Annotated in this window: 20 protein-coding genes; 9 read left to right on the top strand and 11 right to left on the bottom strand. The window is 66.7% G+C overall.

What is annotated here, in order from left to right; translation table 11 throughout:
* Nucleotides 1-70 precede the first annotated feature (70 nt).
* Nucleotides 71-1,435: a bifunctional UDP-N-acetylglucosamine diphosphorylase/glucosamine-1-phosphate N-acetyltransferase GlmU gene (gene glmU, locus KB879_RS01230; RefSeq protein WP_013955349.1), complete on the bottom strand. Its 1,365-nt coding sequence runs from the start codon at nucleotides 1,433-1,435 to the stop codon at nucleotides 71-73.
* Nucleotides 1,436-1,725: 290 nt separating this feature from the next.
* Between glmU and KB879_RS01225 the strand changes: the two genes are divergently transcribed.
* Complete coding sequence (locus KB879_RS01225; protein ID WP_153954938.1) at nucleotides 1,726-2,553, top strand: DUF6279 family lipoprotein; 828 nt, start codon at nucleotides 1,726-1,728, stop codon at nucleotides 2,551-2,553.
* A gap of 72 nt (nucleotides 2,554-2,625) precedes the next feature.
* Here KB879_RS01225 and ttcA read toward each other — a convergent pair whose 3' ends face one another.
* The 3 genes from ttcA to KB879_RS01210 all read right to left on the bottom strand — a co-directional run bounded on the left by ttcA (nucleotide 2,626) and on the right by KB879_RS01210 (nucleotide 5,022).
* A complete protein-coding gene (gene ttcA, locus KB879_RS01220) occupies nucleotides 2,626-3,570 on the bottom strand; it encodes a tRNA 2-thiocytidine(32) synthetase TtcA (protein ID WP_013955347.1) in 945 nt (314 codons plus the stop codon).
* A gap of 109 nt (nucleotides 3,571-3,679) precedes the next feature.
* Nucleotides 3,680-4,081, bottom strand: coding sequence for a dihydroneopterin aldolase (locus tag KB879_RS01215; RefSeq protein ID WP_011614433.1), 402 nt, complete (start codon nucleotides 4,079-4,081; stop codon nucleotides 3,680-3,682).
* An 86-nt stretch (nucleotides 4,082-4,167) separates the two neighbouring features.
* Nucleotides 4,168-5,022 carry an SDR family oxidoreductase gene (locus tag KB879_RS01210; protein WP_153954937.1) on the bottom strand — a complete coding sequence of 285 codons (855 nt, stop codon included), beginning with the start codon at nucleotides 5,020-5,022 and terminating at the stop codon, nucleotides 4,168-4,170.
* Nucleotides 5,023-5,037: 15 nt separating this feature from the next.
* Here KB879_RS01210 and KB879_RS01205 point away from each other — a divergent pair, with 15 nt between their 5' ends.
* A complete protein-coding gene (locus tag KB879_RS01205; protein ID WP_153954936.1) occupies nucleotides 5,038-6,225 on the top strand; it encodes a class I SAM-dependent methyltransferase in 1,188 nt (395 codons plus the stop codon).
* 16 nt (nucleotides 6,226-6,241) lie between these two features.
* Nucleotides 6,242-6,436, top strand: a complete 195-nt coding sequence (locus KB879_RS01200) for a DUF2905 domain-containing protein (RefSeq protein ID WP_013955344.1) — start codon at nucleotides 6,242-6,244, stop codon at nucleotides 6,434-6,436.
* Between the two features lie 9 nt (nucleotides 6,437-6,445).
* On the opposite strand, the gene KB879_RS01195 is transcribed toward KB879_RS01200, so the two are convergent.
* The 4 genes from KB879_RS01195 to KB879_RS01180 are packed head-to-tail and all read right to left on the bottom strand — an operon-like array spanning nucleotide 6,446 to nucleotide 10,679.
* Complete coding sequence (locus KB879_RS01195; RefSeq protein WP_013955343.1) at nucleotides 6,446-7,300, bottom strand: carbohydrate ABC transporter permease; 855 nt, start codon at nucleotides 7,298-7,300, stop codon at nucleotides 6,446-6,448.
* A 1-nt stretch (nucleotide 7,301) separates the two neighbouring features.
* Nucleotides 7,302-8,249, bottom strand: coding sequence for a carbohydrate ABC transporter permease (locus KB879_RS01190; protein WP_249221233.1), 948 nt, complete (start codon nucleotides 8,247-8,249; stop codon nucleotides 7,302-7,304).
* The gene (locus KB879_RS01185) at nucleotides 8,246-9,274 is read right to left on the bottom strand and encodes an ABC transporter ATP-binding protein (protein ID WP_153954935.1); all 1,029 of its coding nucleotides are present in this window, start codon (nucleotides 9,272-9,274) and stop codon (nucleotides 8,246-8,248) included. Before KB879_RS01185 ends, KB879_RS01190 begins: the two co-directional genes overlap by 4 nt.
* A 13-nt stretch (nucleotides 9,275-9,287) precedes the next feature.
* Nucleotides 9,288-10,679 (bottom strand): ABC transporter substrate-binding protein, encoded by a 1,392-nt coding sequence (locus KB879_RS01180; protein ID WP_153954934.1) that lies wholly within the window; start codon nucleotides 10,677-10,679, stop codon nucleotides 9,288-9,290.
* Nucleotides 10,680-10,872: 193 nt separating this feature from the next.
* Here KB879_RS01180 and KB879_RS01175 point away from each other — a divergent pair, with 193 nt between their 5' ends.
* The 6 genes from KB879_RS01175 to KB879_RS01150 are packed head-to-tail and all read left to right on the top strand — an operon-like array spanning nucleotide 10,873 to nucleotide 16,149.
* On the top strand, nucleotides 10,873-12,156 hold the full coding sequence (locus KB879_RS01175; RefSeq protein ID WP_249221232.1) for an amino acid ABC transporter substrate-binding protein: 1,284 nt from the start codon (nucleotides 10,873-10,875) through the stop codon (nucleotides 12,154-12,156).
* A 25-nt stretch (nucleotides 12,157-12,181) separates the two neighbouring features.
* Entirely contained in the window at nucleotides 12,182-13,078 is an 897-nt protein-coding gene (locus KB879_RS01170; protein WP_013955338.1) for a branched-chain amino acid ABC transporter permease, read from the top strand.
* Nucleotides 13,075-14,097 (top strand): branched-chain amino acid ABC transporter permease, encoded by a 1,023-nt coding sequence (locus KB879_RS01165; protein WP_148271556.1) that lies wholly within the window; start codon nucleotides 13,075-13,077, stop codon nucleotides 14,095-14,097. The genes KB879_RS01170 and KB879_RS01165 overlap by 4 nt, the downstream gene beginning before the upstream one ends.
* Entirely contained in the window at nucleotides 14,094-14,840 is a 747-nt protein-coding gene (locus KB879_RS01160; RefSeq protein ID WP_153954932.1) for an ABC transporter ATP-binding protein, read from the top strand. Before KB879_RS01165 ends, KB879_RS01160 begins: the two co-directional genes overlap by 4 nt.
* Nucleotides 14,837-15,670: an ABC transporter ATP-binding protein gene (locus tag KB879_RS01155; protein WP_153954931.1), complete on the top strand. Its 834-nt coding sequence runs from the start codon at nucleotides 14,837-14,839 to the stop codon at nucleotides 15,668-15,670. Before KB879_RS01160 ends, KB879_RS01155 begins: the two co-directional genes overlap by 4 nt.
* A gap of 41 nt (nucleotides 15,671-15,711) precedes the next feature.
* Nucleotides 15,712-16,149: a universal stress protein gene (locus KB879_RS01150; RefSeq protein WP_013955334.1), complete on the top strand. Its 438-nt coding sequence runs from the start codon at nucleotides 15,712-15,714 to the stop codon at nucleotides 16,147-16,149.
* On the opposite strand, the gene KB879_RS01145 is transcribed toward KB879_RS01150, so the two are convergent.
* The 3 genes from KB879_RS01145 to KB879_RS01135 all read right to left on the bottom strand — a co-directional run bounded on the left by KB879_RS01145 (nucleotide 16,146) and on the right by KB879_RS01135 (nucleotide 19,344).
* Nucleotides 16,146-17,381 carry a multifunctional CCA addition/repair protein gene (locus tag KB879_RS01145; RefSeq protein WP_013955333.1) on the bottom strand — a complete coding sequence of 412 codons (1,236 nt, stop codon included), beginning with the start codon at nucleotides 17,379-17,381 and terminating at the stop codon, nucleotides 16,146-16,148. The genes KB879_RS01150 and KB879_RS01145 overlap by 4 nt on opposite strands.
* 56 nt (nucleotides 17,382-17,437) lie before the next feature.
* Nucleotides 17,438-18,136 (bottom strand): glutathione S-transferase family protein, encoded by a 699-nt coding sequence (locus KB879_RS01140; RefSeq protein ID WP_013955332.1) that lies wholly within the window; start codon nucleotides 18,134-18,136, stop codon nucleotides 17,438-17,440.
* A 185-nt stretch (nucleotides 18,137-18,321) separates the two neighbouring features.
* Nucleotides 18,322-19,344 carry a complex I NDUFA9 subunit family protein gene (locus KB879_RS01135; RefSeq protein ID WP_153954929.1) on the bottom strand — a complete coding sequence of 341 codons (1,023 nt, stop codon included), beginning with the start codon at nucleotides 19,342-19,344 and terminating at the stop codon, nucleotides 18,322-18,324.
* Between the last annotated feature and the right edge of the window lie 63 nt (nucleotides 19,345-19,407).

The following is a 19,407-nucleotide window of genomic DNA, read 5'->3' as shown; positions in this document are numbered from 1 at the left end:
TATGAATCCTGTGGCGCCGCCTCACCGAGGCGGCGCGTGCCCTGGCCGCCCGCGGACGGCCCTCTGACGCTTACTTCTTCGGCTGCTTGACCGGGCGCTGCCAGGCGTCGATGGTCAGCTGCTTGGCCCGCGACAGCGTCAGCTTGTCGGCGGGCGCCTCCTTGGTCAGCGTGGTGCCGGCACCCAGCGTGGCGCCGCGGCGCACCGTCACCGGGGCCACCAGCTGGGTGTCGGAGCCGATAAAGACATCGTCCTCGATCACCGTGCGGTGCTTGTTCACCCCGTCATAGTTGCAGGTGATGGTACCCGCGCCAATATTGACGCGCGACCCCACCGTGGCATCGCCCACATAAGCCAGGTGGTTGGCCTTGCTGTGCGCGGCTACCTGGGCGTTCTTGACCTCGACAAAGTTGCCGATATGCACGTCCTCGCCCAGCTCGGTGCCAGGGCGCAGCCGCGCGTACGGCCCGATGCGGCCGGCGGGGCCAACCCTGGCCTCGTCGATATGGCAGAACGGGTGCACCTGGGCGCCGGCGCCGACGGTGCTGTTGCGGATCACGCAATGGGCGCCGATGCGCACACCGTCTTCCAGGTGCACGCGCCCTTCGAATACGCAGCCCACGTCGATGGTAACGTCGCGCCCGCAGCTCAGTTCGCCGCGCACGTCGATGCGGGCCGGATCCAGCAGCGTCACGCCGGCTTCCAGCAGGCGCCGGGCCTGGTTGCCCTGGTGGATGCGCTCGACCTCGGCCAGCTGCAGCTTGCTGTTGACGCCGAGCGTCTCCCAGATCGCCGCCGGCTGGGCCGAGACGGTCTCCACGCCATCGGCCACGGCGCGCTCGACCGTGTCGGTCAGGTAGTACTCGCCCTGGGCATTATCGTTGCGCAGCGTCGACAGCCACTTGCGCAGGTGGCCGGTGGGGCACACGATAATGCCAGTGTTGATCTCGCGGATCGCCTTCTCGGCGTCGCTGGCGTCCTTCTGCTCGACGATGCGGACGATGCTGCCCGCGGCATCGCGCACAATGCGGCCATAGCCGGTCGGGTCGGGCATTTCCACGGTCAGCACGCCAAAGCGCTGCGTGCCGGCTTCGGCTACGAGTGCCTGGAGCGTGGCAGCGCTGGTGAGCGGCACGTCACCATACAGAACCAACGTGGGCTGGCTGTCGTCCAACAAGGGAAGTGCCTGCATCACCGCATGGCCCGTGCCAAGCTGCTGGGGCTGTTCGGCAAAGGCGACATCGTCGGCGGCAACGGCCTCGCGCACGCGCCCGGCACCGTGGCCGACCACGACCACCAGCCGCGACGGCGACAGCGCACGGGCCGTGTCCAGGACATGCGCGAGCATGGGCCGTCCGGCTACCGGGTGCAGTACCTTGGGCAAATCGGAATACATCCGCTTGCCCATGCCCGCGGCGAGAATGACGATATTCACAAGGAGACCCCTAAGTGAGTGTGTCCGAAAATATTCTTGAAAACGCCAGCCGGGTGTTTGGCGGACTGCGCCGCCAGGTTTGGCGAAAACGTGCGGCCAGGCCTGCGCATAACCCCGCAAACCCTTGCCAGGACTTGGCTGGCGGCCACCTGGGCAGGCCGGCATCAATGCGCGCCGATTTTAACATGGCGGTTTCTGCGCATCGGGCCGCCGTTTCTGAATTTCACAATTGCTGGGCCCGGCGGATTTTCGCGATTCTGGGCGCAGCGGCCTTGTGCGCCTGCAGCGCCATGAAGCTGGGATACCAGCAGGGTGACCATCTGGCGTACTGGTGGATCGACAACTACGTCGATGTCACCACAGCCCAGGAGCCGCTCACGCGCGAGGCCATTGCGCGCTTTTTTGCCTGGCATCGCAAGGCGCAATTGCCGGAAATCGCCACCTTGCTGCAACAGGCCAAGGCCGAGGTGCGCCAACCGGTGACACCGGCCACGGTCGAGCACTTCCAGGACGCCTCGCAGCAACTGGCGCGCAAGTCCTTCGAACAAGCGATGCCCGACCTCGCCGACCTGTTGCTGACGCTGACGCCTGAGCAGATCGGCCGCATGGAGAAGAAATTTGGCGAGGGCAATGCCAAGTACCGCAAGAAATTCCTGAATCCCAACCCTGCCGAGCGCGAGGAAGCGCGCTATGACAAGGTGATGGAGTACGCGCGGCTGGTCTACGGCAACTTCTCCAGCGATCAGGAAAAGGCCATCCGCGCCAGGATAGGCCCGGTGGCGCAGAATGCCGAGGCGCGCTACGCCGAGCGCGTCGCCCGGCAGCAGGAATGGCTCAAGATGGTGCGCTACGTGCAGGCCACGCAGCCACCCAAGGCACAGGTGATAGACGTGCTGCACCGCTTCCGCGAATACTGGCAGAACCCGCCAGCCAGGCTTGCCGCCAGCCATGAAGCCAGTGACAACGCAGGCATCGCGCTGACCGTGGCCATCGCCAACATGACCACGCCGCAGCAGAAGGCGCATGCGCAAGACCGGTTCCAGAAATGGATCGACGACACGCATGCATTGATGCGCGATAAGGCAAACGCCCCGGTGCGGGCGGCGGCTGCGAATTAGGGCAATTGAAAAATGCCGATTGTTTTCTCCCTCTCCCGCTTGCGGAAGAGGGAGAAAACAGGCGGGGCAGTCTTACTGCGTGCCGGCCTGCTCAGCCGCCGGTGCCGCGGCAGCCGCGGGCGGGCGCTCGAAGCGCACGAACTCCATCCGGTTCTCTTCCACGTTGCCGGCAAACATCAGCGGCTGCTGCTGGAAAGTGGTTTCGCCGAACAGTGACGCTTCATCCACCTTGGCCAGCCCAGTGGCCAGCCCGGTGAACGGGAACAGGTCGGTATCGGCCAAGTGCGACGGCACCACGTTGCGCAGCGCCGAGAAGATATTGTCGATACGGCCCGGGTTCTGGCGCTCCCAGTCCTGCAGCATCTCGCTGACCTTCTTGCGCTGCAGGTTTTCCTGCGAGCCGCACAGGTTGCACGGGATGATCGGGAATTCCATGGCACGCGCGTACGACGCGATGTCCTTCTCCGAGCAGTACGCCAGCGGGCGGATCACGATGTGCTGGCCATCGTCGGTCGACAGCTTGGGCGGCATCGCCTTCATCTTGCCGCCGAAGAACATGTTCAGGAAGAAGGTCTGGACGATGTCGTCGCGGTGGTGGCCCAGCGCGATCTTGTTGGCGCCCAGCTCCTTGGCGGTACGGTAGATCACGCCGCGGCGCAGGCGCGAGCACAGCGAGCAGGTGGTCTTGCCCTCGGGCACCTTCTCCTTGACGATCGAGTAGGTATCCGCCTCGACGATCACATATTCCACGCCGACCGATTTCAGGTACTCCGGCAGGATGTGTTCCGGGAAGCCGGGCTGCTTCTGGTCCAGGTTCATCGCGATCAGCTTGAACTGGATCGGCGCGCGCTTCTGCAGCGCCATCAGGACAGACAGCATAGTGTACGAGTCCTTGCCGCCACTCATGCAGACCAGCACGGTATCGCCGTCCTCGATCATGCCGAAGTCACCGATGGCCTTGCCGGTTTGCGATTGCAGCCTCGTCTCGAGGCGGTAGAAGTTGTTCGAGTGGCTCATGGAGCATCCTGTTGCGTGGCGCCCGCCGGATGGAATGGCCGGCGCGGCGCGAAGGGGCAACATTTTACTTTAGGCGCCCGCACGGTGCTGGCGCCAGTGGAACCGCGGCTCAGGCCTGCTTGATATGGAAGACCTCGACCCCGACCGAATCGCAGTCCGGGTAGACGTCGGGCTTCTCGGTCGAGACGCGCACCGCGCGCACCTTGGGATGCTTCAGCATCGCGCGCGCGACGTCGTCGCACAAGGTTTCCTGCAAGTGCACGTGGCCCTGCGCCATGCGCTCGGCCACGGTGTTACGCATGAAGTCGTAGTCGACCACTTCATCGAGCTTGTCGGCCTGCGGGGTGCTCTGCGCCAGCGGCACGAACAGGTCGATATTGATCAGCACCCGCTGCTCGCCCTTCTTCTCGAATTCGTGCACGCCGATATTGATCTGCACTTCGTAGTTGCGCAGGAACATGCGTCGGCAGTCTTGCAGGCTGGGGTGGGAAAGGGCGGCGAGCATGGTCATGAGCGGGCTGCTGAGGGGAAAAAGGAAGCCGCGCCCGGCGGACGCGGCACATCAGGCACTACGGTATTCGGTTGCTGGCTTCCAGCTTACTCGGTCAGGAACATCACGTCGCGCGCCAGCGGCATCAGGTGCTGGCCGCCGTCCACGTACAGCGTGGTGCCCGTCACGGCGCGCGCCTGCGCCAGGTAGGCCACCGCCTGGGCGATATCCTCGGGCGTGGACGACTGGCCCAGCGGCGTCACGCGATGTGCGCGGCGGAAGCTCTGCTCGGACTGCTCGCCCGACACCAGCGTGATGCCGGGGGCCACGCCCACCACGCGCAGGCGCGGCGCCAGCGCTTGGGCCAGCTGCACCGTGGCGGTCTGCAGCGCGGCCTTGGACAGCGTGTACGACAGGAAGTCCGGGTTCAAGTTGTCCAGCTTCTGGTCCAGCAGGTTGATCACCACGCCGCGCGGCTCGATGGCCTTGTCGTTGCCGGCAGCGGCGCCCAGCGCCTTGTGCAGTTCGCGCGCGAGCAGCAGCGGCGCCGCCACGTTGGTGCGCATATGCGTATCCAGCGACGCATATGAGAAGCTGGTCGCCACATCGTACTGGAACAGCGAAGCGTTGTTGACCAGGCAAGTGGGCACGCCCAGCGCGGCGGTGCAGTCCGCCACCAGGCGGCCGGTGGCGGCTTCGTCGGCCAGGTCGGCGCGCAGCACCGCGGCACGGCGGCCCAGCGCGCGGATCTGCGCGGCCAGGGCTTCGGCCTCGTCCACCGAGCGATGGCAGTGCACGGCCACGTCCCAGCCCTGCGCCGCCAGTTCAAGCGCGATGGCGCGGCCCAGGCGGCGCGCGCCGCCGGTCACCAGCGCCACGCCGCGGGCGGTGGCGCGCTGGCTACCAGTCTGGCTATGGGTCTGGTCACCGGTCTGGCTGGCAGGAGTCTTGGATGCGGGCATTGCTACAATCGCAGGATGCAGAAAGCCGCTAGTTTACCCCTTCCCCCCGCCGACGCGCAGGCCGCGTCCGATACCCTTACGGCCCGCATTGGCGAATCCATTGACGCGGCCGGCGGCTGGATCGGTTTTGACCGCTATATGGCGCTGGCGTTGTACGCGCCCGGCCTGGGCTATTACAGCGGCGGTTCGGCCAAGTTCGGGCGCGATGCCCGCGACGGCAGCGACTTCATCACCGCCCCGGAGCTGAGCCCCTTTTTCGCGCGTACGCTGGCGCGCCAGTTCGCGCCGCTGCTGGCGCAGGGATTGCCGCGCATGCTGGAATTCGGCGCCGGCACCGGCCGGCTGGCGGCGGACCTGCTGCTGGGGCTGGAGCAGGAAGGCCAGTTGCCGGACACCTACGCCATCGTCGAGCTGTCGGGCGAACTGCGCGCGCGCCAGCAGGCCACGCTGGCGCAGCGCGCGCCGCACCTGGCGGACCGCGTCACCTGGCTCGATACGCTGCCTGCCAGCTTTGAAGGCGTGATCGTCGGCAATGAAGTGCTCGATGCGATGCCGGTACAACTCTACGCACGTAGCGGCGGCCGCTGGCATGAGCGCGGCGTAGTGCGCGGCGACGATGCCACATCCGCCTTCCGCTTCGAGGACCGCCCGCTGGCCGATGCCGACGTGCCCGAGGCCCTGCGCGACATCCCCGGCGACCACGAGCTCGTCACCGAGACCCATGCCGAAGCCGAGGGCTTTACCCGCGCGGTCGGCGCCATGTTGGCGCGCGGCGCAGCCTTCTTTATCGACTACGGCTTCCCGGCGGGCGAGTACTACCACCCGCAGCGCGCCGGCGGCACGCTGATGTGCCACTATCGCCATCATGCGCACCCGGACCCGTTCCTGTACCCGGGCCTGCAGGACATCACCGCCCACGTGAATTTCAGCGGCATTGCGCTCGCCGCGGTGGATGCTGGACTGACCGTGGCGGGCTTTGCCTCGCAGGCGCGCTTCCTGATGAATGCAGGCATCACCGAGCTGCTGATGGCGCTGGACCCGTCCGACGCGCGCGCTTTCCTGCCGCAGGCCAATGCGGTGCAGAAGCTGTTGTCAGAAGCCGAGATGGGCGAGCTGTTCAAGGTGATCGCGCTCACGCGCGCCCTGGACGACAGCGAACCGATGGACGGCTTTGCCCGCGGCGACCGCTGCCATACCCTGTAACGGCACCGGAGCCCCCATGCTGCGCTGGACCCTGACGATTTTCCTGAGCGTGATCATCCTGTCCGCGGCGCTGCCCTGGCTGCAGAAGGTCGGGCTGGGACGGCTGCCGGGAGACGTGCGCTTCCGGCTGTTCGGGCGTGAGTTTGTACTGCCGTTTGCTTCGACAATCCTGCTGTCGATGGTGGCGCTGGTGATCGGCAAGCTGCTTTAGCCCACCTGATCACTTGATCGCGCCGACGGTAAACCCGGCGACGAAGCGATCAAGGAAACTGTTGTAGAGCGCAGCCACCGGCACGCTGACGATCAGGCAGGCGCCCATCAGCGAACCCCAGAAATAGACATCGCCCCGCACCAGGAAGGTCGGCACGCCGACGCTCACCGTGTACTGCGACGAACTGGTGATAAAGGTCAGCGCATAGACGAACTCCTGCATCGCCAGCGTCGCGCTGAAGATAACCACGGTCAGTATCCCGCTCGACGACAGCGGCACCACCACCTTCAGGAACGCGCCGAAGCGGCTCAGGCCGTCCATCATCGCGGCTTCCTCGATGTCGCGCGGCACCGCCTTGAAGAACCCCATCATCAGCCAGCTGCAGAACGGCACCGTGAAGCTGGGATACACCAGCACCAGCGACCAGAGCGAATCCTGCAGTCCGAGTGAGCCGATGATGCGCGAGAACGGGATGAACAGGATGGTTGGCGGAATCAGGTAGGTCAGGAAAATGCCGATGGCCCACTGCCGGCCCCAGCGGCCCGACAGCCGGGCCAGGCTGTAGCCAGCGGGCACGGCCAGCAGCAGCGTGATCAGCACCACGCCCACTGCCACGACCAGGGTATTGAGCACCCAGCGCAGATAGCGGGTCTCGCCGAACAGGATCCGCAGATTCTCCATCGTCGGCGGCAGGTTGAACAGGAACGGGTTGTTGGCGGTGTTGATCAGGTCGTGCACATCCTTGAAGGTCGTGATCAGCATCCAGTAGAAGGGAAACGCGCAGAACGCCACGAAGGCGGCAAGCAGGCCGAAGTGGGCACCGCGCGCAGCCCAGCGCCGGTAAGTGATGGCAGCGGCGCGCATTTCAGGTCACCTCCGCGCGGCGCGCCACGGTCAGCAGCACAATCACGACCGCCACCAGCACCGGGAACAGGAACAGCGAGATGGCGGCCCCTTCCGCCAGGTCACCGCCCTGGATGCCGGTGAAGAAGGCCAGGCTGGCCAACACCTGGGTGGTGTCGTACGGCCCGCCGCGGGTCAGCACGTAGATGATGATCATGTCGGTGAAGGTGAAGACGATGCCGAACAGGAGCGCCACCAGCATGATGGGCATCACCAGCGGAAGGTTAATGAGGAACAGGTGCCGCCAGAAGCCGGCGCCATCCATGGCGGCGGCGTCGTGGATGTCCTGCGGGATGCCGCTCAGGCCGGCGAGGATGATCACCGTGGCCAGCGGCAGCAGGCGCCAGACATCCACCACGATGACCGAGGCCATCGCCAGCTCCGGCTGGCCCAGCCACACCGGCCAGTTGCGCGGCCCCAGCACGCCGACGGCGGCCAGGGTCCAGTTGATGATGCTGTAGACCGGATCGAAGATCCACAGCCAGCCGATGGTGCCGAGCGAGATCGGCGCCACCCACGGCAGCAGGATCAGCAGGCGCACCAGCCATTTGCCGCGGAATTCCTGGTACAGGGCCATTGCCAGCATCTTGGCCAGCACCACCACCAGCACCTGCGACACCAGCGTGAAGACCAGCGCGTTGCGCAGCGAACGCCAGAACGTATTGCTTTCCAGCACGCGCCGGAAGTTCTCCAGGCCGACGAAGTGCAGCACCTGGCTGCCCACCGTGGCATCGGAGAGGCTGTAGTAGATCGACAGCATGAACGGAAAGCCGACCAGCAGCGCGATGTAGATCACCGCCGGGGCCAGCATGGCGCGGCCGAGCCAGCGGTCGTCGTCGGCCAGGCGCTGCGCGGGCTGGCGCGCCTGGTCCTGCGCGGGCTGCCCGGTGGCGATATGCAGCGGCTTCACGGCGCGGCCCCCAGGCTGGCCCCGGATTTCGCATCGAAGCGGCGCAGGTCGCGTTCGCGCACCACGAAGCGGTGACCGGCGCCGGGCTCGATCGGGACCGTCACCGTGCAGGGAATGCGCGAGACCACGCTGGCCGGCGGCAGCGGCGCTTCCAGCTTGCCGTACACCAGGCGGTCCGAGCCCAGGTTCTCGATGCGCGTCACGTCCATGGCAAAGGCGCGCAGCGCATCCGCCGCGGGATAGGCTTCGCGCGGCAGGAAATGCTCGGGCCGGAACCCGGTCACGACCCCGTCGGCCTCGATCAGGTTCATCGGCGGCGAGCCGATAAAGGTGGCGACAAAGAGATCGGCGGGACGTTCATAGACCTCCTGCGGCGTGCCGATCTGGTGAATCCTGCCGTGGTCGAGGATGGCGATGCGGTCGCCTAGGCCCAGCGCCTCGATCTGGTCATGCGTGACGTAGACAGTGGTGATGGCGAGCCGGCGCTGGAAACGCTGCAGCTCGTCGCGCGCCGAGGTCCGCAGCTTGGCGTCGAGATTGGACAAGGGCTCGTCGAGCAGGAACGCCACCGGCTCGCGCACCACCGCGCGCGCCAGCGCCACCCGCTGGCGCTCGCCGCCGGACAGCTGGCGCGGCTTGCGCTGCAGCAGATGTCCGATGCCGAACAATTGCGCGGCCCAGTCCACCTTGCGCCCGACCTCCTCGCGCGACATGTGCCTGGCCCGCAGCGGGAAGGCGATGTTGTCGAACACATTCAGGTGCGGGTACAGGGCGTAGCTCTGGAACACCATCGCCATGTTGCGCAGCCTGGGCGGCAGCGCCGTGACGACGCGGCCGTCCACCAGGATATCGCCGTGGCTGGGCGTCTCGAGCCCGGCAATCAGGCGCAGCAGCGTGGTCTTGCCGGAACCGGACGGCCCCAGCAGCACCAGGAACTCGGCATCACGGGCGCCAAGGTCGACGTTATCGACCGCGTTGGCACCGTCGAAATGCTTGGTGAGCGAGCGAACCTCTACTGAAGCCATATCCTGCCGCGAGCTACACCATGCCCTTGTCGCGCCACTTCGAGAAAATGCGCTTGCACGCGGCATCGGCGATCCGGACTGCGTTCTCCGGCGTCTCGTCGCCCGTGGCTGCCTTGGCGAACATGGTATTGAGGACCCAGGTATTGAAGATCTCGTCGACGGCCGCGTTGGCGTAGCCGGGATAGCCGACATTGGTCGCCTGGTTCATCAGCGCGCCGAGCACCTTGTACTTGTCGCGCGGCGTGGCTTTCTGGTCGTCGGCGATCAGCTTCTGCAGGTCTGGCACGGTACTGGGGAAGCAAGGGAAGTTGTAGAACTCGCTGCCCAGGAAGCCCTGCCGGAAGTTATCGATATAGTCGACCAGGAACTTCTTCGCGCCGGCGATGTTCTCGGCGAATTTCCAGATCACGTAGCAGTCCATCACGTGTTCCAGCGCGATGCGCCGCACCGGCCCCTGCAGCGCCTGCGTGAGCCAGATGTCGCGCGCGATCGGCAGGTTCTTGTTCTCGGCCTCGCGGGTGATGGAGATGGCGTTAAGGCAGAGCGAGATCTTGCCCGCCAGCATGGCGCGGTTGTTGGACGACGGGTCCCATGCCAGCACATCTGGCGTCATGGCCTCCTGGTACAGCGCCTTGACGAACTTCACCGCTTCGATCGTGTTCTTCGAGTTGAGCACCACGGTGTGCCGGTCGTCCTGCACCGAGCCGCCGAAGGCATACAGGATGGCGCGCATCGCCATCGCGGTATCAAGTTCCGCGGACAGCCCCACGCCGACCGGGATGCCGCTCTTGGCCTTGATCTTGCGCCCGGCGGCCAGGACATCCAGCCAGGTGTCTGGCGGCTTCATGCCGGCCTCGTCCCAGAGGTCCTTGCGGTAGTTGATCGGGTCCGGCACGAAGCTGTCGGAGAAGCCGAAGTACTTCTTCGTCTTCGGGTTGTAGGTACTCTTGATCGCCAGCTCCATCGGCTTGCCATGCTTGCGCTGGCATTCCTCGTAGAGTTCGCGATGGTCGATCACCTGCTCCTCGTAGACCGGGGGCGGCGACAGGAACATGAACAGATCGTGTCCCTTCTGCGCGGACACTTCGGCGGCGGCACGCGTGGCCAGCGCCGGGATGCCGACGTGGTCGACCACCACCTCGGTGTCGTTCTTCTGACCCCACTCCTTCACATAGGTGTCGTCGAACCACTTGTCGTAGCCCGGCACGAAGTGGTTCCACTGCAGGATCTTGAGCGTGTGCTTTGCCGCATGGGCATAGCGCGGGATCACGAAAGGTCCGAGGCCGGCGGCAAGCCCGACCGCGCCAGTGGCCCGGATGAATCCGCGCCTGCCGGTATTGGTATTTGTATTGGGGCTGGTGGCGACTGCCACGTGGGTACCACCTGGATGCGCTGTCTTGGCCATGGCTATCTCCTCATGCGAGAAAGCGGTCGGCTCCCATCCCGGTCGAGCAACGATCTGCCTGATCACCTCAAGCGTAGGCCTCATTTCATGAATAGGGAATCCCGGGAACACCTCATGGAGTGATGGACCCGTGACATACGGGCACTTCCGCTTTCAGAAATGAGTCCTACGTTGGAGAGAGTGAGGAGGTGCCATGAAAAACGCATCCAAACAGGACTCACCAGGCGATCCCAGGCCCGCTATCCATTTGCGCCATGCCGCCGTCTGCGCCCTGGCCGGTCTTGGCCTAGCCGTGTCGGCCCCCGCCGCCGCCAAGGTGGAGGGCGACACCATCGTCCTCGGTGCCGCGGTTTCCCTGACCGGCAAGTACTCCACCAATGGCAAGAACACCCAGGACGGCTACAACCTTGCCGCGAAACGCGTCAATGAGATGGGCGGCGTCAAGGTTGGCGGCAAGGCCTATCAGTTGAAGGTCCTCTACTACGACGACGAATCCACCTCGGCCCGCGGCGCACAGCTGGCCGAACGGCTGATCAACCAGGACGGCGTCAAGTACGTTCTGGGGCCGTACAGTTCGGGGCTCACCAAGGCGATCGCCCCGGTCACGGAGAAGTACAAGATTCCGATGGTCGAGGGCAACGGCGCGGACCGCAACCTGTTCACGCAGGGCTACCGCTACATGTTCGCGGTGCTCAACACCTCCGACTACTACCTGCGCTCGGCCATCCAGCTCGCCGCCGAGGAAGCGCAGCGGGCAGGCAAGTCGCCGAAGAGCCTCAAGGTGGCCATCGCCATCGAGAACGACAACTTCTCGCGGGACGTGCGCGACGGCGTGGAAGAGGATGCGAAACGCCTGGGCATGCAGATGGTAATCGACGACAAGCTGCCGCCTGAGCTGAACGACATGTCGGCCACGCTGGCCAAGGTGAAGGCGCTCAAGCCGGACATCCTGGTGGTATCCGGCCATGAAAAGGGCGCGGCGCTGGCGGTGCGGCAGGTAGCGGAGATGCGTATCGACGTGCCGATGCTGGCGCTGACCCATTGCGACTCCGCGCAGGTCATCGAGAAATTCGGCAAGAGCGCCGAATTCGCGGTGTGTGGCTCGCAATGGGACCGCACGCTTGGCTACAAGGACCGCTGGTTCGGCACGGCTGACCAGTACGCGCAGCGCTTCGAGAAGGAGTACCACTACGAGGCGCCATACCAGGCGGCCGAGTCCACCGCCGCGGTGCTGGCGTTCGCCGACGCCTTCGAGCGTGCCGGCTCGTTCGATACGGAGAAGGTCCGCGATGCCCTGGCAAAAACCGACCTGATGACGTTCTACGGCCCGCTCAGGTTCGACCAGAGCGGCAAGAATATCGCCAAGTCGATGGTGCTGTACCAGGTGCAGGACGGCAAGTTCAAGGTGGTCGCGCCGGGCAAGTGGGCGTCGTCGAAGGTCATCTATCCGGCACCTGCCTGGGCGCGGCGCAAATAGGGGGCTGCTGCGCGGCCTGACGCAGATGAGCAATCTCGCGGTCCTCTTCCAGAGTCCCGAGCTGAACCTGCAGCTCGTGGTGGATGGCCTGCTGGCCGGCGCGATCTTTGCGCTGGCGGCCTACGGCATGGCGCTGGTATGGGGCGTGATGAATCTCATCAACATAGCCCAGGGCGAGCTGGTGATGCTGGGCGGCTATATCGTGATCTGGCTGGTTGGCAAGGGCGTGCCCCCGATGCTGGCCGTGCCGGTTGCCGCGGCGGTGATGTACTGCGTGGGCTGGGGTCTCTATCGCATCGTTATCTTCCGCCTGGTCGAGCGCGATCTCTTTGTCTCGGTGCTGGCCACCTTCGGCCTGAGCATCGTGCTGCAGCAGCTCGCCAACCTGGCCTTCGGCGCCAATGTGCGTACGGTCGATGCGGGGCTGGGCAGCCTGTTGCTGCCGGGCGGACTGGTGGTGCCGAAGATCAAGCTGGCAGCGTTCGCCGCAGCGCTGGCGCTGGGCGCCAGCCTGATGCTGTTCCTCAGGCATTCGCGCCGCGGCCAGGCGATCCGGGCGACCGCCCAGAACGCGCGCGCTGCCCGTGTACTGGGGGTGGACGCCGATCGCATCTATGCCTCGACCTTCGCTCTCAACGCCGCCATCTGCGGCGCGGCGGGCGGGCTGGTGGCAATGACCTGGATTATCCACCCCTACCTGGGCCTGCCCTATACCGTGCGCGCCTTCATGATCGTGGTGGTGGCCGGGCTGGGCAGCATGCTGCCGGTGCTTGGCGCCGGCGGCGGGCTGGGCATTGCCGAGAACTATGCCGGCTTCCTGCTCGGCACCGAGTACCAGACCGCCTTCCTCTACGCCCTGCTGGTGGCGATCCTGGTAAGCCGCAACCTGATGCTGCGCCGGCGGCGCGGCTACCTGCGATGAACCCGCACCTGCGCGGCGCACGCCGGCCCGAATCGGATCTCCCGGTCACCTCGGCCGCCGGGGCGGCCTGGATGGCGCTGCTTGCGGGCAGCGTGGGCGCGCTGATCGCGCCGTGGCTGTTCGCCGGCATCACCACGCAGCTGACCTTTCTCTGGCTGATGGTTCTATTTGCGCTGACGTGGGATGTGATGGGCGGGCAGATGGGCTATAACTCGTTCGGCAACATCGTGTTCTTCGGCGTGGGTGCCTATGTCTGCGCGGTGGTGCAGCGCGACTTCGGGCTGGGCTACTTCGCCGGGCTGGCGGTGGGTACCGGCCTGGCGGCGCTGGCGGCCGTGGCGGCGGCGCTTGCGCTGGGCCCGGCCATGCTGGGCTTGCGCGGCCACTACTTCGCCATCGGAACACTGGGCCTGGGCATCGCCTGCGCCGATGGTGCCGCCGGCTGGGATTTCATCGGCGCGGGATCGGGCATGACGCTGCCGCTGTTCCCGGGTGCTGCCGGCAGCCGCGAGCCGTTCTTCTACTACGCGATGCTGGTGCTGGCCGTAGTGACCCTGCTGTCGCTGCGCTGGCTCTATGCGCGACCGTTCGGTCTCGCGCTCAATGCCATCCGCGATGACGAGGACAAGGCCGAGGCGCTCGGCCTGCACACGACGCGCTACAAGATCCTGGCGTGGTGCGTGTGCGCCCTCTTCCTCGGCATGGCGGGCGCCCTGACGGGCAACCTGGTGGGCTTCATCGATCCGCGCGAACTGGCCTTTGCCGGCGCCACCTTCGGCGTGTGGATGGTGGTGATGGCAATCCTGGGCGGCAAGGGCACGCTGTGGGGGCCGGTGATCGGCGCCGCGCTGTTCCACCTGACCCAGGAACTGTTCTGGACTTACCTGCTGAACTGGCAGCGCGTTGCGCTGGGCGTGCTGATCGTGCTGATCGTGGTGCTGTTCCCGACCGGCATCATGGGCTGGCTGCGCGACTACAGTGCCAACCGCCGGCGCATCACGGGGAGTCCCGCGCCATGAACGACCTGCTTGCGGTGCGCGGCGTCACCAAGCGCTTCGGCGGTGTCGTCGCCAACCATGACATCTCCCTGCAAGTGCCGCACGGCAGCATCGTCGGCCTGATCGGGCCGAACGGTTCGGGCAAGACGACCCTGTTCAATTCGATCGTCGGCTACCACCCGATCGACGGCGGGTCGATCGCGTTCGACGGACGCGAGATCTCGCGGCTGCGCGTTCCCGAGATCGCCCGCCTGGGCCTAGTGCGCACCTTCCAGCAGACGCGGGTGTTCGGCAAGATGAGCTGCCTGCAGAACCTGCTGGTCAGCGTGCCGCATATGCATGAAGGACTCGCCGCCATGTGCACGCGGCAGGCACCAGCAGTGACGGAGCGGGCCCGGCAGACCCTGCGCATGGCCGGGCTGGAGGACCACGGGGACCGGCGCGGCGCCGACCTCTCGTTCGGGCAGCAGAAGCTGCTCGAGATCTGCATGGCCCTGATGAACGAGCCCAGGCTGCTGCTGCTCGATGAGCCCACCGCCGGCGTGAACCCGGTGATGATCGACAGCCTGATCGCGCTGCTCAGGGACATCAACGCGCGGCTTGGCATCACCCTGCTGGTGATCGAACACAATATGCGGGTAATGATGCAACTGGCCGGCCACATCTATTGCCTGGCGCATGGCGAGGTGCTGGCGCAGGGATCGCCAGCGCAGATCACGGCCAACCCCACGGTGATCGAGGCCTACCTGGGAGGACAGCCATGATCAGCGCGCACACCGCGGCCCAGCCGGCTGTCCACGCACCAGCCGCCACGCTCGCCGCAGCGCTCTCGCGTCCCCGGCCAACGATCGGGCAACTCGAGCAACTGGCCGGCGGCACGCCGATGGTCGCGGTGGACAACCTGGTCGCCGGCTATGGCGCCATGGAAATCGTGCACGGCTTCAGCCTGCGCGTGGCGCGCGGCGGTTCGCTGTGCCTGATCGGCCCGAACGGCGCGGGCAAGTCCACCGTGCTGCGCGCCATCTACGGCCTGGCCCGGGTCATGTCGGGGACCATCACCGTGGCCGGCGCGCCGGTCACCCACCTGCGTGCCGAGCAGAAGCTGCGGAAGGCAGGCGTAGCCTATGTGCTGCAGGAGGGTTCGATCTTCCCTGACATGACGGTCGAAGAAAACCTGCTGATGGGCGGGTACCTGATGCCGCACCCGCGCGACGCCAGGGCTGCGGCCGAGCGCATCTTCCAGCGCCATGGCGCGCTCGCGCAACGGCGCGGCGAGCGCGCCAGCGTGCTCTCCGGCGGGGAGCGCAGGCTGCTGGAAATCTCGCGCGCGCTGATGATGGACCCCGCCGTGCTGCTGGTGGACGAGCCCTCGATCGGGCTGGAGCCGCGCTATGTCGATCTGGTGTTCGAACACCTGCGCCAGCTGCAGCAGGATGAGGGCAAGACCATCATCCTGGTCGAGCAGAACGCCCGCAAAGGGCTCGCCTTCGCCGACCTCGGCTATGTCCTGGTGGCCGGGCAGCTGGCCATGGCCGGCACCGGTGGCGAACTGGGCCGGGACCCGGAGGTCGGCCGGCTATTTCTTGGCGCCTGAGCCACCGCTGCGGTGCGGCGCCGGCTTACAAGGAGACCAAAATGTTCAAGCATTTGCTCGTGGCGGTCGACGGCTCGGACCTGTCCGATACGGCCTACCGCAAGGCCATCGAGCTGGCCAGCTCGATACAGGCCCGCCTCACCGCGATCCAGGTCGTCGCGCACTATGACGTGATGCGCCTGCAGACCGCCATGCTCCAGGAAACCCGGCAACGCTTCATGCAGGAAGCCTACCGGCAGGCCGAGGCCTACCTGGCAACGATCGCGCAGGAGGCCGCCGCGGCGGGCGTGCCGTGTGAAACCGCCTGCCCCACCGGCGACCACATCTTCCAGGCCATCATCGACGAGGCTGAGGCGAGGAAGTGCGACCTGATCGTGATGGCCTCGCATGGGCGGCGCGGGCTACAGGCGCTGCTGATCGGCAGCGAGACGCACAAGGTGCTGACACACGCGACGATTCCAGTGCTGGTTTTTCGCTAGCACCCGAGCCGCTGCGCCACCGCCGCCACGCGCGCCGCATGAACGCGGTCGCGGATCTGGCTGACATCATCGCCGCATGCGCGCGCGACGGCGCCGGCGTCGACGGCCGCCGCCGCGTCCAGCGCGGCCAGCAAGCGCGCCGCCTGGGGATACGCGCTCGCCTCAAAGCCCTTGCGTCCGCGCATGTCGGCCTCGCAGGCCTGCAGTGCTTCGGCAAAGCGGGCCGGCTTGCGCAGCGCATCGCAGCGTTCAAGCAGGCGCACCACGGCCGCCGCGCTGAATTCCAGCGAGCGGTGGATATTGCCATGCTCGCGCGCCACCACCACCGCCAGGTCGCGGCAGTCGTTGGGTACGCGCAGCCGCGCGCAGACGGCTTCCAGCAGCTTGACGCTGCGCATCTCGTGGCCGGTATGGCGCGGCAGCACGTCCTCAGGCGTGGTGCCCTTGCCCAGGTCATGCACCAGCGCGGCAAAGCGCACCGGCAGCGGCGCGCCCAGCGCCGCGGCGCAGTCGATCACCATCATCACGTGCACGCCGGTATCCACCTCGGGGTGGTAGTCGGCGCGCTGCGGCACGCCCCACAGCCGGTCCAACTCGGGCAGCAGCCGCGCCAGCGCGCCGCATTCGCGCAGCACCTCGAACATGCGCGACGGGCGCGCCTCCATCAGCCCGCGCGCCAGTTCCTGCCAGACGCGCTCGGGGACCAGGGCATCGACTTCGCCCGCGGCCACCATCTCGCGCATCAGGCGCATGGTCTCGGCGGCAACGGTGAAGTCCTGGAAGCGCGCGGCAAAGCGCGCCAGCCGCAGGATGCGCACCGGGTCTTCGGCAAAGGCATCGGATACATGGCGGAACAAGCGCGCGGCCAGGTCGCGCTGGCCGCCATGAGGGTCGATCACGGGACCGGCCAGGTTGCCGTCGGCATCGACGGCGCGCGCCATGGCGTTGATGGTCAGGTCGCGCCGGACCAGGTCGTCCTCGAGCGTGACATCGGGCTCGCAGTAGAAGGCAAAGCCCTTGTAGCCCATCGCGGTCTTGCGCTCGGTGCGGGCCAGAGCGTATTCCTCCTGGGTGCGCGGATGCAGGAAGACCGGGAAATCCTTGCCCACCGGGCGAAAGCCCGCGGCCTCCATCTGCGCCGGGGTCGCGCCAACGACCACGTAGTCGCGGTCCTGGCTGGGCTTGCCCAGCAGTTCGTCGCGGATCGCGCCGCCGACGGCATACACCTGCATCGTTCTGGCCTCGTCGTGGGCTGGTGCCGGGCTGGCGCCCGGCACCAGCGGTATTGCTAGTGGTTGATGATTATCGCATCGGGACGATCCGGGGCCAGCCGGTAGGGTTCGTCGTCGGCCAGGAAGTCGCGTTCCTCGCGTGCGCCGGCAATCCATTCCTGCATTGCCGGCAGCGCCAGCATGAAGTCGGCATAGGCCTTGGCGTCCTCGGCTTCGTCGGGCAGGTGGATGCCGTAGGTGGCAAAGCGGCTCACCACCGGCGCGAAGAACGCGTCGGCCACGGTGAACTCGCCGAACAGGAACGGCCCGTTCGCGCCGTGCTGCTGGCGCAGCCCTTCCCAGATCGCGGCGATGCGCTCCACGTCGCGCTGCACGGCCACGTTCCAGCCGCGTCCGGGCAGCACCGCGGTCACGTTCATCGGCAACTGGTTGCGCAGGTTGCCGAAGCCCGAATGCATCTCGGCGCAGACGGCGCGCGCCACCGCGCGCTGGGCACGGTCGGCCGGCCACAGGTGCTTTTCCGGGAAGCGCTCGGCCAGGTATTCGGAGATCGCCAGCGAATCCCACACCGTGACCTCGCCATCGACCAGCGCCGGCACCTTGCCCGCGGGCGAGTAGCGCGCGATCTCGGCAGCGAAGCTGCCGGTGAACAGGCGCACCTGCACTTCTTCGAAATCAATGCCGGCCTGGCGCAGCAACAGCCACGGGCGCAGCGACCAGGAGGAATAGTTCTTGTTGCCGATGACGAGCTTCATCGTGGGTCCTTGGGGGAGGAAACGGAGGGAGACGGCGCAGGCGCGGCGCCTGCCGCCTGCAGGACGGCGTGGCGGCCGCGCGCCGGACTGGTCATTCTGCCAGCGCGGCCGTCCGCGTCAAAGTGAATTGCGCTAGCAACCGATATGAAATCCGGTCACATAGGGCGCACCGGCCGCCGGGCCCGTCAGCGGTGCACGCTCGCGCGCATATGGGTCAGCGTGGTATCGCGGTTGCGCCCGGCCAGCGCGTCGGTCATGATCGACTCCAGGCTGGCCGGATGCAGGTTCAGTTCGGGTGCGACCGGGTGTTCCAGCACATTGTCGAGCTGCATCGAGTCGAGGTTGTCACGCGACAGCAGCGGTTCGCCCGGCATATGCTCCATGATGCTGGCCTGCACCCGTGCCAGCGCATCGGGCAGCGCGATCACCGGGCGCGGATGCCCGGACGCGCGGCCGGCAAAGCGCACCAGCTCTTCCAGCGTATAGACCTGCGGTCCGCCCAGCTCATAGCCGTGGCCGATCGTGGCCGGGTTCACCATGGCATTCAGGTAGGCCTGCACCACATCCTGCACGAATACCGGCTGGAAGCGTGCATGCGCGCACGCCAGCGGCACCACCGGGGCCATCTGTTGCATGTGGGCGAACAGGTTCAGGAAATGGTCGTCGGGGCCGAACACCACCGAGGGCCGGAAGATGGTCCAGTCCAGCCCGCTGGCGCGCACCACGCGCTCGCCGTCGCCCTTGCTGCGCAGGTACATCGACGGCCCGTTGCTGTCCGCGCCCAGCGCGCTCATATGCAACAGCCGGCGCACGCCGGTGGACAGGCACGACGCCGCGATCTGTCGCACCATCTCCACATGCGCGCTGGCAAAGGCTTCGCCGTAGGGGTCGGCGCGCTCGCCGTGCAGCACGCCCACCAGGTTGACGACGATGCCATCCACGCCCAGCGAGCCGATGGCGTCGTCCAGCGCGGCATTGTCGGCCAGGCCCAGCTCCACCACTTCCACGCGCGGCAACAGCAGCAGGTGCTGCGCGTGCTCGATATTGCGCGTGCCGACTACGATGCGGTCCGGGGCGATGGGGGAATCGGGGTTGGCGCCGGGCTCCAGCGGCGCGCCCGAGGCCGAGGCAGCCCCGGCCAGGCGCGAGACGAGGTGGCTGCCGATAAAGCCGGCACCACCGATGACGAGGACGTTGCTGGTCTGCATGATGCCTCCGTGCCAAGAAAACTGCACGCCGCGGCACCCTGCGCCAGCCCGGGCCCGCCGGAT

Source organism: Cupriavidus sp. KK10 (genome assembly GCF_018223725.1).
Classification (GTDB): domain Bacteria; phylum Pseudomonadota; class Gammaproteobacteria; order Burkholderiales; family Burkholderiaceae; genus Cupriavidus; species Cupriavidus necator.
The sequence above is the reverse complement of the archived record's forward strand: the minus strand, read 5'-3'. Positions and strand labels throughout refer to the sequence as shown.